The sequence below is a fragment of the Hyphomonas sp. GM-8P genome (assembly GCF_003263315.1).
GTDB lineage: Bacteria > Pseudomonadota > Alphaproteobacteria > Caulobacterales > Hyphomonadaceae > Hyphomonas.
On the sequence record NZ_AWFE01000105.1, the window covers coordinates 109,868 to 122,589 of the forward strand.

Genomic DNA, 12,722 nt, shown 5'->3' on the forward strand with positions numbered 1-12,722 from the left:
CCGGCAATGGCGGCACTTTTCAGGCCTTTTCGCGATGGGCAAGCCAGGCGGAGCCTTTCATGTTCCAGACCGGTGTGAAGAAAACCATCCAGAGGATCAGGATGATCATGCCGCCTGCCGGCACGATGGCGATCTTCGCCGGGCCGAACAGGTCGACCAGGGCCCCCATCAGGAACGCGCCGAACGGCGCGCCTGCCATGAAGCCGAGCTGGTAGATGGACAGTACGCGGGCCAGTTTTTCCTTCGGCGCGGCGTCCTGAACGATGGAACGGCTCATGGCGATGGAAATACCGGCGGCGAGCCCCCAGACGAACACGATGGTGAGGAAGCCCCAATGCGGGATCGGCCACATCATCAGGAGGATGCTGAGCGAGGCCAGGAATTGTGCGATGAGCAAAAGGCGGCCCTGCCGTTTGATGCGCTTGAAGACCGACAGCACCACGGACGAGACGAACGCGCCCATCCAGAAAGTCACGAACATGTCCCGGATGCCATCGGGGCCGAAGCCATAGACATCCCGGTTCACGATGGGCAGCACGACGAGGAAGGCGCCGATCACGAAAATGCCGACGCCGAACATCAGGGCCGTCATCGCCCAGAGCTTGCCGTCAGAGCGTACGGCGTGGAAACCATCGGCGATATCGGCCAGCGCGCCCTTTACACCCCGGCCGCTGCTGAGCAACTGGCGGCCCTTGCCCAGCCAGAGCGCGAAGATGGCGCCCAGTGCCAGGACGGTGCCTTGAATGAAAAGGAGTTGCTGTGCCGGGATCGGACCGATCCCGAAGCCGCCCATCCAGTCAGGCATCTTGGTCAGCTTGTCGGCATAGCCGCCAATGATCAGTCCGCCGATCTGGGCGACAAACTGTGCCATCGTGGCCAGCGTCACGCCGAGTTGCAGCGTCACGCCCGATCCGACCCGGGCGCGGCGTTCAACGACTTCGTTCACGATCGAGTCCCGGGCGGGCATCATGAAGGCACCGACGGTGCCGATGGTGAGGCCATAGGCGATCATGGCGGGATAGGTGAGGGTGCCTTTCCAGACGAACGCTGCCAGCGCGAGCGCCGGCGCGGCTGCCAGAAGGTGCAGCAGGATCAGCAGGCGTTTGCCGTCTGCGCGTTCGGCCACCACACCGCCCAGCAGCAGGAAAATCACGGAGGGACCGGACAAGGCCATGTTGGCGAGGCCGAGTGCGAGGCCGTCCCGGTGCAGGTGATTGGCGTCCGTAATCAGGTAGGGGAACAGAACCATCTGGAGGCCGAACGCCATGAACCAGCTGCACTGGACAAGAAGGTAGGCCGGCAGCTCGATCTTCACGACCCGGCGGATGCGCCGGGCACGCCAATGGCTGGCGGTCGACAGAAGCGAGGCGCCTGCTGTCAGCGCTTCGCTGACACCGCTGACCGGAGAAGTGACGTCGCCCGCCGCTTCTTCCGTAATCTCGTCGGCAATGGATTCGACCTGTTCGTCCATTCGACCTCCCGCTAGAGGCGGGACATTAGGTAGCCCGGGCAGGGATGGAAAGCCCGCTTCGCCACAGAAACGCCGGGTTTCAACCAGTTGCGCTGCTGCGCTGCGACCGGTAGCCTTAACAAACCTGCCGGTATCCAGGGTGGACCATGCGTATATTCAGACATCTTATCAGTTGGGCGCTGGCACTGTTCCTGATCGCCATGTTCATCCAGTCCACAATTGCGCCTTTGCCGGACCCGTCCGAAGGCTCCGTGAAACTGTTTGATGCGCCAGGTCAGAATATCGTGTTCCAGACCATTGCCGAGCGCTCAGGTGTTTCCCTGTTCGAGCCGGCTGGACGGTTCGTGATAGCGATCATTGAACTGTTCGCAGCTTTCTTTCTGCTTCTGCCATTCTCGCGACGCTTCGGCGCTGCGATTGCCGCACTGGTCTGCGGCGCCGCAATTGCGTTTCACCTGTCGCCGTGGCTTGGCCGGAATGTCCCGCTTTCGCTGGACCCTGCGAGCACCGCGACGGACGGGGGACAGCTGTTCATGCTTTCCATCCTGATGCTGGTCGCCAGCTTGCTGGTCATGGTGGTGCATCCGGGCCGTATCCGCGGTTAGCAGACCGCCAAACATTCCACCCCTCGTTAACTGTTTCCTGCGACCCTTTCCCGGTTCAACGGATACGAATTCGACATGGAATCGATCGAACAGGCCGAAAAGCCACGCATTGGCCGCGCGCGGAACACGCTGTTCCGCCGGTTGGTGGATATTGTTTCGATGCCGTCCGGCGGGCGCCTGACCCAACAGGACCGCCATATGGCAGCGGATATCCTGCTCGACATGCTGTTCCACGCCGACAATGAAGATCGCGCCATGTGCGCCCGGCGACTGGCGCAAAGCAAAGAGGCGCCGCGCCGGCTGTTGCGGTACCTGGCGCAGTGCCCGTATGCGATCGCTGCGCCGCTTCTTGAAGAAAATGAAGCCTTTGATGCGTGTGACCTGCTGGACATTGCGATGACCGGGACAGCGGAACACCGTCTTGCGATCGCCAAGCGGAAATTCGTTCCGGGACCGGTCAGCAACCATCTCGCAGAAACCGGCGAGGATCATGTGCTGAAGGAACTGGTGCTCAACAAAGGCGCCGAATTGCCGGAGCAGGCGGTGGACAAGCTGGTCCGCCGTTCGCGTGACCTGCCGGTCCTGTGTTCACTGATCGCGGATCGTCTGGAAACGATCCCGTCTCACGCCCTGACGCTGTTCTGGTGGGCGGATGGCCCGACCCGGAAACGGATCCTTTTGCGCTACGCGTCCGACCGGCTTGAAATCATCGACTCCTGCAAGGACGTCTTTGAAATGATCGCGGAGGAGAACTGGGCAGACCCTGTCGCGCGCAAGGCCATCCAGCTGATCGAGCGCCGCCAGCGCAACCGCGCAGCCCTTGAGCGCAGTCCCTTCGACAGCCTCGAAAGCGCCATCAACGCCGCGGCCCTCAACGGCATGGATGCGCAGACCGAACAGGAAATCGGATACCTGTCTGGTGTGAAACCTGTAACCGCTGCCAAGATTTTGGGCGATGAGGGCGGTGAGGCGCTGGCCGTACTTTGCAAGGCGACTGGCGTGAAACGGGACTTCCTGCCGGTTCTCTGGGTCGCGCTTAAAAAACCGCTCGAACTGGAGGAGGGGGTCATTCACCCTCAGTTCCAGCATGTCTCTGAAGTTTATGAAGTTTTGAGCGTCGCCAAGGCGCAGACGATCCTGCGTTACTGGAACTGGGCTTTGTCGTCTGCCTATTCACCAGGAGCGGTGCAAAGCGGGCCGGCCATGCCCGTGCCAGCGAACGAGGAAGAAGAGTTCTCCACGGCACAGCGCACAGCACGTCTGGTTTTTGGCAGATAACCGCTCAAAACTGTAAAAGCGTCGGGAACGGGCTTTTCAAAACCACTTAACACCTTTAGTCCCAATCCCGGTTAAGGGCGATCGGAAGAGGGTTGCGCGTGGCGTATTTTCTGGGGCTGGTACTGGCTTTGGCGGCGTTCTGGCTCGGAATGTCCGGCCACAATACCCCGTTGATTCTTTCATTGGGCAGTATCTCGCTCATCGTGACGTGCATTCTGGCCTACAGGCTGGACATCATTGACCGTGAAGGCTCGCCCTATGTGCGCCTTGTCGGTTTCCTCCTTTACTTTCCCTGGCTGGCCAAGGAGATCGTCAAGGCGAATATCAGCGTCATCCGCGCCTGCGTGAAGGCGGACCTTGATATCGCGCCGGCGCTGGTGAAGGTGAAGACGATCTGCAAATCGGACCTCGCCAAGGTGACGTTCGCCAACTCGATCACGCTGACGCCGGGCACCGTGACGGTGGAGATCGAAGGCGACAAGCTGCTGGTGCACGGACTGTACGAACAGGATTCCCAGCCGGAAGCTTTTGTTGAAATGGACCAGCGCTCTGCCCGCGCGATTGACGGAAAGGGAGCTGCTGCATGACCGCCGCCGCGCTGATCGCGATCCTGTTTGGAATGGCGCTGCTCCTGCTGCGCGCCTTTATCGGGCCGACGCTTTATGACCGCATCCTGGCGGTGAACTCCTTCGGCACGAAAACCGTGCTGGCGCTCGGCCTTCTGGGCTTTGTGATGGACCGTCCGGAATTCCTCGACATTGCCATTACCTATGCGCTGATCAACTTCGTTTCGACGATCGCGATCCTGAAGTTCTTCCGTTACCGGTCGTTCCAGGTGCCGCTGGTGCGCCGCGGGCAGGGAGGCAACGCCGATGGCTGAGTTCCTTGCTGACCTTCACGGATACTGGGAAATGATCCGCTTCCCGCTGGGCGCACTTCTGTGCCTCGGCGGATCCATCCTTTGTGTCATCGGCACAGTTGGGGTGTTGCGTTTCCCGGACATCTATACCCGCCTGCATGCCGCCTCGATCACAGACACATCGGGCGCCGCATTGGTGCTGTTCGGCATGATGCTGCTGTCGCCGGGCTGGCTGGTCATCTCCAAACTGTTCGCGATCTGCGTCTTCATCTTCCTGACCAGCCCGACCGCGTCGCATGCGTTGGCCAATGCGGCCCACACCGCCGGTGTCCAGCCGATCATCGGCCGGGTCGGAACGTCTGAAGCGGAAGGGGAGGACGCCTGATGCACAGCATGTTCAACGGCGATTTCGGTATCGTCCTCGTCAACATTTTCCTGCTCGCCATCCTGTTTGCGACCGGTGTGGCGATTGCCCGGATGCGCAGCCTGTTCGCGATCGTGATGCTGTCTGGCATTTACTCGCTCGTGTCCGCCGCCTGGTATGTCGCTGTCGACGCGGTCGACGTCGCCTTTACGGAGGCTGCCGTCGGCGCCGGCATGTCGACGGTCGTCCTGCTGGGTGCCATGCTGCTTACCTCACGCACGGCGAAACCGGAAAAGCTCTTCTTCCGCCTTGGCCCGCTGCTTGTCTGCCTCGCGACCGGCGCCGCCCTGATCTACGCAACTGTGGACCTTCCGGCCCTTGGCGATGCGTCCTCGCCGGCCAATGCGGGCGTGGGGCTCACTTATCTTCAGGTGGCCTGGTTCGAAACGGGCATCCCGAACGTCGTAACCCCGGTCCTCGGCAGCTATCGTGGCTTCGATACGCTGGGCGAAACGTGCGTTGTATTTACCGCCGGCCTTGCCGTCGCGCTGCTGCTCGGTTTTGGCGAGCGCTCGCTGGCTGAGCGTATCCGCAATGAAGGCCGTTCGGGTGATCACAGTACACGCAAGGCTTCGGCCGCAAGTGATGAGGATCCCTCATGAACACCGATCACCACGTCATCCTGCGCGTCATCGCTAAGATGCTGATCCCCGTGATCGCCATGTTTGCCTTCTATGTTCAGTTCCACGGTGACTTCGGCCCCGGTGGCGGCTTCCAGGCGGGTGTCATCATTGCCGTCGCCGTCATCCTTTATGCACTCGTCTTCGGGGTGCCGGCAGCCATGCGCGCCGTGCCGCCGGTCTTCACCCGCTCACTCGCTGCAGTCGGCGTGATGATCTATGCCGGCGTCGGCTTCTGGGCGATGCTGCAAGGCGGCCACTATCTGGAATACCAGGCCCTGTTCCATGAGCCGCCCGGCGAGCACCACGGCCAGCACATCGGCATTCTCGGGATCGAACTCGGCGTGCTTTGCGGCGTGTCTGGTGCGATGCTGACGATCTTCTATGCCTTTGCCGGCCGCGTGGCCGAAATCCGCGACGAGGATTGGTAAGCCATGCTGGAATTCCTGCTCGAACGCGCGAACTACTGGGTCGTCATCGTCCTGATGATGATCGGCCTCTACATCACTTTTGCGTCCCAGAACCTGATCAAGCGGATGGTTGGCCTCGGCCTGTTCCAGACGACGATCTGTCTGTTCTATGTGACCCTCGGCAAAGTCTCCGGCGGCACCGCGCCCATCCTGTTCGGTGATGATGCCATTGAACATCATGGCGCTGGTCACGGCGCGGAGACAGAAGGCGGCCATGCGGCGCTCGATGCCGTGCTGGCCGCAGGCGGGGAACATGCCGAACGCGTGGCGCACCTGACCAATACCTATTCCAACCCGCTGCCGCACGTCCTGATGCTGACGGCCATCGTCGTCGGTGTGGCGACCTTGTCGGTCGGCCTCGCCCTCGTCGTGCGCATCCGGGAAGCCTATGGCTCGATCGAGAATGACGAAGTGAATGAAATCGATCTTGAAACCGCACTGGCCCAACACGCCGAGGCGGAAAAAGCCGTGAGCGAGGCGACCGCATGATCGACGCTATTCTGAATGCTGCGCCAGCCTGGGCGCTGTCGCATGCCGCGCCGCTGCTCGTCATGGTGCCGCTGTTCCTGGCGCCATTGCTGGCACTTGTACCGACAGGCCGCATTGCGTGGCTGATCTCTATTGCGGCGACAGGCATCAGCTTCCTGTTCGCAATCATCCTGCTCGGCCTTGTGCAGACGTCGCCGATCGGTGTTGTTTCCTATGAGGTCGGCCGCTGGCCTGTGCCGCTGGGCATCGAGCTGCGCGTCGATGCGCTGAACGCCATGATCCTGCTGATCGTCACGACGATTGGCCTGCTGGCCTCGGTCTTCTCCTGGCCGACCGTTGTTGCGGAAATCCCGAAGCGGAAGCGGGCACTGTTCTATTCCGCTTTCCTCGTCTGTTTCGCAGGCCTCAACGGTGTGGCGATCACGGGCGACGCGTTCAACCTATTCGTCTTCCTCGAGATTTCCTCGATCTCGACCTATGTGCTCGTTGCGCTTGGATCGGGACGTGACCGCCGTGCCCTGCCGGCCGCGTTCAACTACCTCATCATGGGTACGCTTGGCGCCAGCTTCTACATCATCGGCATCGGCTTCCTTTATGCCGCGACCGGTACGCTGAACATGTACCAGATTTCCACGCTGCTTCCGGAACTGGCCGGGCATCGCAGCGTGCAGGCGGGCTTTGCCTTCATCCTTGTCGGCCTTGGCCTCAAAGCCGCGATGTGGCCGCTGCACCAGTGGCTGCCGAATGCCTATTCCTACAGCCCGACCTTCGTGACGATGTTCCTGTCGGCGACGGCGACCAAGGTTGCACTCTATGCGCTGATCCGGTTCCTGTTCACCGTCTTCCGTCCGGACTATGGCTTCGAGATCTCCGCCTTCAGCGCGATCCTCATGCCGCTTGGCATTGCGGCCATGGTGGTCTGCAGCTTCCAGGCGGTGTTCCAGACCGATGTGCGCAGGATCCTCGCATATTCCTCAGTGGCGCAGGTCGGTTACATGATCCTCGGCGTCTCGATCGGCACGACGGCGGGCCTCTCGGCTGGCCTGTTCCACCTGGTCAACCATGCCATGATGAAAGGCGCGCTGTTCATGGCGGTCGCCGGCGTGGTTCTGACCTACCAGGGCACGACGATACGGGACTTTGCCGGACTTGGCCGGTCAGCACCGTGGACCATGACGGCATTTGCCATTGCTGCGCTGTCGCTGATCGGCGTGCCGCTGACGGCGGGCTTCCAGTCGAAGCTCCAGCTCGGCTTCGCCCTGTTCGACCAGGGCCTCTGGTGGGCCGTCGGCCTTGTCGTGTTCTCGTCCTTCCTGGCGGTGATCTATATGGGCCGCGTTCTGGAGGCGGTGTTCTTCCAGCCTCCGGTCAATCCGCGAAAGACGCGCAAGGAGGCACCGGTCCTCCTGCTTGTTCCGCTCTGGATCCTGGCGCTGGCCAATCTGTATTTCGGCATCGCGGCGGACTTCCCGCTCGGCCTCGCGCGTGACGCGGCCGCTGCAGCCTTCGGTGTGGAGGCGTTCCGATGAGCCCTGAGACCCTGATCCTCGCCGCGCTTGTCCTGCCGCTGCTGATTGCGGCCGGCATTGCCGTGATGGGCTGGTCACCGAACCTGCGGGAAGGGGTGACCTTCACCGGCGCAGGCATCCTGTTTGTTGTGATCATCCTGCTGACCATGCACGTGGCAGGCGGGGAGCGCCCGGAACTGAACCTTGGTCAGGCGGCGCCGGGTCTCAGCCTCGCCTTCAAGCTGGAACCGCTGGGCATGTTGTTCGCCCTTGTGGCCAGCGGCCTGTGGATCGTGAACTCGTTCTATTCGGTCGGTTACATGCGCGGGAACCGAGAGCGGAACCAGACGCGTTTCTACATCTGCTTCGCCATCGCCATTTTCGGCGCCCTGGGCGTCGCCATGTCGGCCAATCTGTTCACGCTGTTTGTTTTTTACGAAGTGCTGACGCTGTCGACCTTCCCGCTGGTGACCCATAAGGGCGATGCCGCGGCCAAGCGCGGCGGACGCATCTACCTGCTGACCCTGATGGGCACCTCGATCGGCTTGCTTCTGCCAGCTGTGATGTGGACCTGGGTCCTTGCCGGGCAGAACCTCGATTTCGTGCCGGGCGGTCTCCTCGCCGGTGTGGACATCAGCCCGGCGGTCGCCAGCGCGCTGCTGATCCTGTTTGCCTTCGGTGTCGGCAAGGCGGCGCTGATGCCGGTCCATTTCTGGCTGCCCAATGCCATGGTTGCGCCGACGCCGGTCTCGGCCCTGCTGCACGCCGTGGCCGTCGTGAAGGCCGGTGTGTTCACGATCATGAAGATCGCCATCTTCATCTTCGGGACCGACCTGCTGGAGGCGACGCCCGCGCGCGAGTTCGTGCTCTGGGTGGCCTGTTTCACCATGGTGGTCGGCTCGCTGATCGCCATGACAAAGGACAATCTGAAGGCGCGGCTCGCTTATTCGACGATTGCGCAGCTCTCCTATGTCGTTGCTGGTGCGATGCTGGCGGATCCGGCCGGTTGGCTCGGTGGCAGCCTTCAGATCGCTGCCCACGCCGCCGGCAAGATGACGCTGTTCATGTGCGCGGGCGCCATCTACGTCGCCACGGGCCTGACCAATATTTCCGACATGCGCGGCCTCGGCCGGAAGATGCCGCTGGTCTTCATTGCCTTCATGATCGGCTCCATGTCTATCATCGGCCTGCCGCCGTTCGCCGGTGCCTGGCCGAAGTATGAGCTGATGCAGGGCGCCATCGACCACGGCAATGTCTACCTGTCTCTGGTCCTGATCGCCTCGTCGCTGCTGAACATCGCCTACCTGCTGCCGATCCCGCTGCTGGCGCTGTTGCCGCCGCCCGGCACGAAGGAACCGAAGCCGTTCAAACGTCCGGACGGCGCCCCGATGCCCACTGTTGTCGCGCCGCTGATCACGGCCACGCTGTGTATCATCCTGTTCTTCGCGGTCGGCCCGATTTCGAAATTCCTGTCCCCGACCGTTGGGGATCGCGTCGAATACATCGCGGATGGAGGCCAGCCATGAGCGACCCGACCGAAAATGGCCGCGACAATTCCGGCCGCTTCGTGAAGCGTGCGGCAGAGTCCGTGCACAATCTGAACACACCGTCGGAAGACGGCATTCATCCGCTGTCGCAGATCCTGTTCGGCTGGACGCACCGCAAGGGCATCGGCAACATCATCTTCTATGTGTTGATGGTTCTGGCGCTGGCCGTCATTTCTGTCGACTTCTTCCATGCGCGGCATGAGTACCTGAACTTTGCCAATTATGCCGGTTTCTATGGCGTCTGGGGCTTTGTCTGTTTCGCGTTCGCCGTGATCATGGGCTGGCCGCTGGGCCACCTGCTGCGCCGGGACGAAAACTATTACGGCGATGCAGGCGGACCGCCTGAAGGCATCGATCCGGATGCGCCGATGGCAGATGACCTGCCGGCGCCGCACCACACTTCCGAGGGAGACGCGTGATGCCGTCCATGCTGGCAGGTCTCAATCCCGGATGGGTGCTGATCATCTCAGGCGTCGCGAGCCTGTTCATCACCATGCGCCAGGCGCGCCAGGTGGTGACCATTGCTGCGCCGCTTCTGGCGCTGTTGCTGCTGGTCTTCGCCCCGCAGAACATGGATCTCGTGACGACGCAGGTGCTCGGCCTGAAAATGGTGCTCTACCGCGTTGATGCGCTGAACTTCATCTTCAGCCTGGCGTTCCTGATCGCTGCCGTGCTGAACGGCATTTACGCCCTGCATTCCGATGACCGGATCCAGGATGGGGCCGCGCTGTTCTACGCCGGCGCTGCCGTCGCCGCGACGCTGGCCGGCGACTTGATGACCCTGTTCGTGTTCTGGGAACTGACGGCGATCAGCTCGGTCTTCCTGATCCTGCGGGCGCAGACGCGGGCAGCCTATTTCGCCGCCATGCGGTATCTGGGCGTGCAGGTCCTGTCCGGCGTCCTGCTGCTGAATGGTCTCGCTTACGTCCTGAAGTCCCGCGGCGACCTTTCGCTGGAAGCCTTCACCGATCTTTCTGATCCGGGCGTGCTGTTCATCTTCATCGCCTTCGGCATCAAGGCGGCGTTCCCGCTGCTGCACAACTGGCTGCAGGATGCGTATCCGAAGGCGACCGTGGTCGGCTCGGTCGTCCTGTCGGTCTACACGACCAAACTGGCCGTTTATGCGCTGGCCCGCATGTTCCCGGGGCAGGAGCACCTGGTCTGGATCGGCGCCATCATGACCGTGTTCCCGGTCTTCTTTGCCGTGATCGAAAACGATCTGCGCCGCGTGCTGTCCTATTCGATCAACAACCAGGTCGGCTTCATGGTCTGCGGTGTCGGCATCGGTACGCCGTTGGCGATCAATGGCGTCGCAGCCCACGCCTTTGCGGATATCTTCTTTAAAGGCCTGCTGATGATGTCGATGGGCGCCGTGCTTTATCGTACCGGTACCGTGAAGGCGAGCCAGCTGGGCGGTCTGCACCGGTCCATGCCGTGGACGACCCTGTTCTGCATCATCGGTGCAATGGCGATTTCTGCCTTCCCGCTGTTCTCCGCTTTTGTGACCAAGTCGATGATCATCTCGGAAGTGGCCACCGCCGGTTATGCGGTGATCTTCCTGATGCTCATGTTCGCCTCGGCTGGTGTGCTTGAGCATTCGGGCATCAAGATCCCGTATTACGCCTTCTTCGGCCATGACAGTGGCCTTCGCGTGAAGGAAGCACCATTCAACATGCTGCTGGCGATGGGCATCGCGGCGTTCCTGTGCATCTTCCTCGGCCTGCCGGCGTTGTTCCCGGGCTTCGGCCATGAATGGCTTTACGGCCTGCTGCCTTACAGAGAGGAGGCGATGGGCTATTCCCATCACCACCTGTTCTCGTTCGATCACATCATCACGCAGTTCCAGCTGCTGATCTTCGCCATCTTTGCCTTCGTCCTGCTGAAGCGTTTCCACGTTTACCCGCCGGAGAAACGTGGCGTGATCCTCGACAGCGACTGGTCCTACCGCAAAGTGGGCTACAGTCTGGTCACCTGGGCCGGAACGGTGTGGGGCAAGGCAGGTCCGGCGATGACGGCGGCCTTCTTCCGGATCACAAGCCGTGCCTACAACTGGATCGAAGCGGCGTTCAGTCCGCGCGGTGAACTGGCCCGCGGCGGCGTGCTGAACGGTGCGATGACGATCTGGACGGCGGCCCTGCTTGGCATTGTCCTGCTCCTGTCCTTCATGGCTGTTGGTTAGACAAGCCTGCCTGAAACCAAGGCACTGACGCGGCCCCTGCTGGTATGGCAGGGGCCGCGTCTGCTTTTTGGGGATTTACGTTTGTCGGGCCGTGACTAGTTGCTGATGGTTAGCTGGGTTGCAGGGGGCAAGCAGGTGTCAGACGCTAAAACGGGTGAACGGGGCGAACAGGCCCTGGTCGAATATGCTTCAAAGATCGTGGCGGCGTATGTCGGCAACAACACGGTCGCTTCAGAAGACCTGCCGGACCTGATCCGTCTGGTTCACAAGTCGCTGTCTTCCGTTGCGGGCAATGAAGCCCAGCCCCAGCAGCCCAAACCTGCTGTACCTGTTGCGAAATCCGTGTCCGACAATTTCCTGATCTGCCTGGAGGACGGGAAGAAGTTCAAATCCCTGAAGCGCCATCTACGCACCTCGTACGACATGTCGCCGGAAGAATACCGCGCCAAATGGGGCTTGCCGGCAGACTATCCGATGGTCGCGCCGGGCTATTCCCGCCAACGCTCAAAGCTTGCCAAGAAGATGGGGCTTGGCCGCGCAGACAAGTGAAAGAACTCGGCCACGAATACTTGTTGTTCCGGAAACGAAACAAAATATTTGGGTAATCTTGGTTAACAAAACATCACAAAGACTCTTGATTCGGACCTGCAACTCGCGCGATAGGTGATTCTATCGAATCACCACGGGGGTGGCTGAAGATGACCAAACAGAATGTTTTCAGAGGCGTAACTGCTGTCCAGCGCAGCCTTGTCGACTATTGGTGCCGCTTGGGCGAATCGGACGGTGTCCCGCGCCGCGAATCGATTGACCCGGGACACCTGCGGTCCGTGCTGGCCAGCATTTCCATCGTAGAGTTCGACGAATCGGGGGCAGGGCGCTTCCGAATCGCCGGGTCCCGCCTGCGCGACCTGCTGGGATTTGAAGCCCGCGGCCGCCGGATCGAGGATGTCGCTGGTACCGCAGCCGAAACCTACGCGCTCGGCCTGTCCGCTGCGATTGACCGGGGGGTGCCGGTTGGCGGTGTGATCGAAGCCGGGGAACGGCTGCACGCCTGGCTCCGCCTGCCGCTGGCCGGGGCGGATGGCCGGATCAACCAGGTGCTGTGCCATGATGAAGAGCTGGCCAGCCGCCGTCTGCTGCTCACGCCGCCCGGTGGCGCAGCTATCCACCAGAAAACCAACTTGTACGCCGCCTGAATCCCCTGCGGAGCCGGGCACGGCGAGGCGAGGGATCTGAAGATGCGGCTTGCCGGCGCTGATGGCCTGCTGCGAT

Annotated in this window: 15 protein-coding genes; 14 read left to right on the forward strand and 1 reads right to left on the reverse strand. The window is 61.6% G+C overall.

The window, feature by feature from the left end:
- Positions 1 to 19: 19 nt before the first annotated feature.
- Entirely contained in the window at positions 20 to 1,471 is a 1,452-nt protein-coding gene (locus tag HY26_RS15880) for an MFS transporter (RefSeq protein WP_034764273.1), read from the reverse strand.
- A gap of 146 nt (positions 1,472 to 1,617) precedes the next feature.
- Here HY26_RS15880 and HY26_RS15885 point away from each other — a divergent pair, with 146 nt between their 5' ends.
- From HY26_RS15885 to HY26_RS15950, 14 genes are all read left to right on the forward strand, one after another.
- The gene (locus HY26_RS15885) at positions 1,618 to 2,076 is read left to right on the forward strand and encodes a hypothetical protein (RefSeq protein WP_233351662.1); all 459 of its coding nucleotides are present in this window, start codon (positions 1,618 to 1,620) and stop codon (positions 2,074 to 2,076) included.
- 75 nt (positions 2,077 to 2,151) lie between these two features.
- Positions 2,152 to 3,354, forward strand: a complete 1,203-nt coding sequence (locus HY26_RS15890; protein WP_034764269.1) for a DUF2336 domain-containing protein — start codon at positions 2,152 to 2,154, stop codon at positions 3,352 to 3,354.
- Between the two features lie 98 nt (positions 3,355 to 3,452).
- Positions 3,453 to 3,941: a Na+/H+ antiporter subunit E gene (locus HY26_RS15895; RefSeq protein ID WP_112074108.1), complete on the forward strand. Its 489-nt coding sequence runs from the start codon at positions 3,453 to 3,455 to the stop codon at positions 3,939 to 3,941.
- Positions 3,938 to 4,234, forward strand: coding sequence for a monovalent cation/H+ antiporter complex subunit F (locus HY26_RS15900; protein WP_034764268.1), 297 nt, complete (start codon positions 3,938 to 3,940; stop codon positions 4,232 to 4,234). Before HY26_RS15895 ends, HY26_RS15900 begins: the two co-directional genes overlap by 4 nt.
- Positions 4,227 to 4,598, forward strand: coding sequence for a monovalent cation/H(+) antiporter subunit G (gene mnhG / locus HY26_RS15905; protein WP_051599750.1), 372 nt, complete (start codon positions 4,227 to 4,229; stop codon positions 4,596 to 4,598). The genes HY26_RS15900 and mnhG overlap by 8 nt, the downstream gene beginning before the upstream one ends.
- A complete protein-coding gene (locus HY26_RS15910; protein ID WP_065382749.1) occupies positions 4,598 to 5,239 on the forward strand; it encodes a DUF4040 domain-containing protein in 642 nt (213 codons plus the stop codon). Before mnhG ends, HY26_RS15910 begins: the two co-directional genes overlap by 1 nt.
- Positions 5,236 to 5,688, forward strand: a complete 453-nt coding sequence (locus HY26_RS15915; RefSeq protein WP_112074084.1) for a Na(+)/H(+) antiporter subunit B — start codon at positions 5,236 to 5,238, stop codon at positions 5,686 to 5,688. The genes HY26_RS15910 and HY26_RS15915 overlap by 4 nt, the downstream gene beginning before the upstream one ends.
- A gap of 3 nt (positions 5,689 to 5,691) precedes the next feature.
- On the forward strand, positions 5,692 to 6,216 hold the full coding sequence (locus HY26_RS15920) for a cation:proton antiporter subunit C (RefSeq protein ID WP_034764260.1): 525 nt from the start codon (positions 5,692 to 5,694) through the stop codon (positions 6,214 to 6,216).
- On the forward strand, positions 6,213 to 7,745 hold the full coding sequence (locus HY26_RS15925; protein WP_199288562.1) for a monovalent cation/H+ antiporter subunit D family protein: 1,533 nt from the start codon (positions 6,213 to 6,215) through the stop codon (positions 7,743 to 7,745). Before HY26_RS15920 ends, HY26_RS15925 begins: the two co-directional genes overlap by 4 nt.
- Positions 7,742 to 9,250 (forward strand): proton-conducting transporter membrane subunit, encoded by a 1,509-nt coding sequence (locus HY26_RS15930; protein ID WP_112074085.1) that lies wholly within the window; start codon positions 7,742 to 7,744, stop codon positions 9,248 to 9,250. The genes HY26_RS15925 and HY26_RS15930 overlap by 4 nt, the downstream gene beginning before the upstream one ends.
- A complete protein-coding gene (locus HY26_RS15935) occupies positions 9,247 to 9,690 on the forward strand; it encodes a hypothetical protein (RefSeq protein ID WP_112074086.1) in 444 nt (147 codons plus the stop codon). Before HY26_RS15930 ends, HY26_RS15935 begins: the two co-directional genes overlap by 4 nt.
- The gene (locus HY26_RS15940) at positions 9,690 to 11,450 is read left to right on the forward strand and encodes a Na(+)/H(+) antiporter subunit D (RefSeq protein WP_112074087.1); all 1,761 of its coding nucleotides are present in this window, start codon (positions 9,690 to 9,692) and stop codon (positions 11,448 to 11,450) included. Before HY26_RS15935 ends, HY26_RS15940 begins: the two co-directional genes overlap by 1 nt.
- Before the next feature lie 135 nt (positions 11,451 to 11,585).
- Positions 11,586 to 11,999, forward strand: a complete 414-nt coding sequence (locus tag HY26_RS15945) for a MucR family transcriptional regulator (protein WP_233348667.1) — start codon at positions 11,586 to 11,588, stop codon at positions 11,997 to 11,999.
- 149 nt (positions 12,000 to 12,148) lie between these two features.
- The gene (locus tag HY26_RS15950) at positions 12,149 to 12,646 is read left to right on the forward strand and encodes a PAS domain-containing protein (RefSeq protein WP_034764242.1); all 498 of its coding nucleotides are present in this window, start codon (positions 12,149 to 12,151) and stop codon (positions 12,644 to 12,646) included.
- Positions 12,647 to 12,722: the final 76 nt, after the last annotated feature.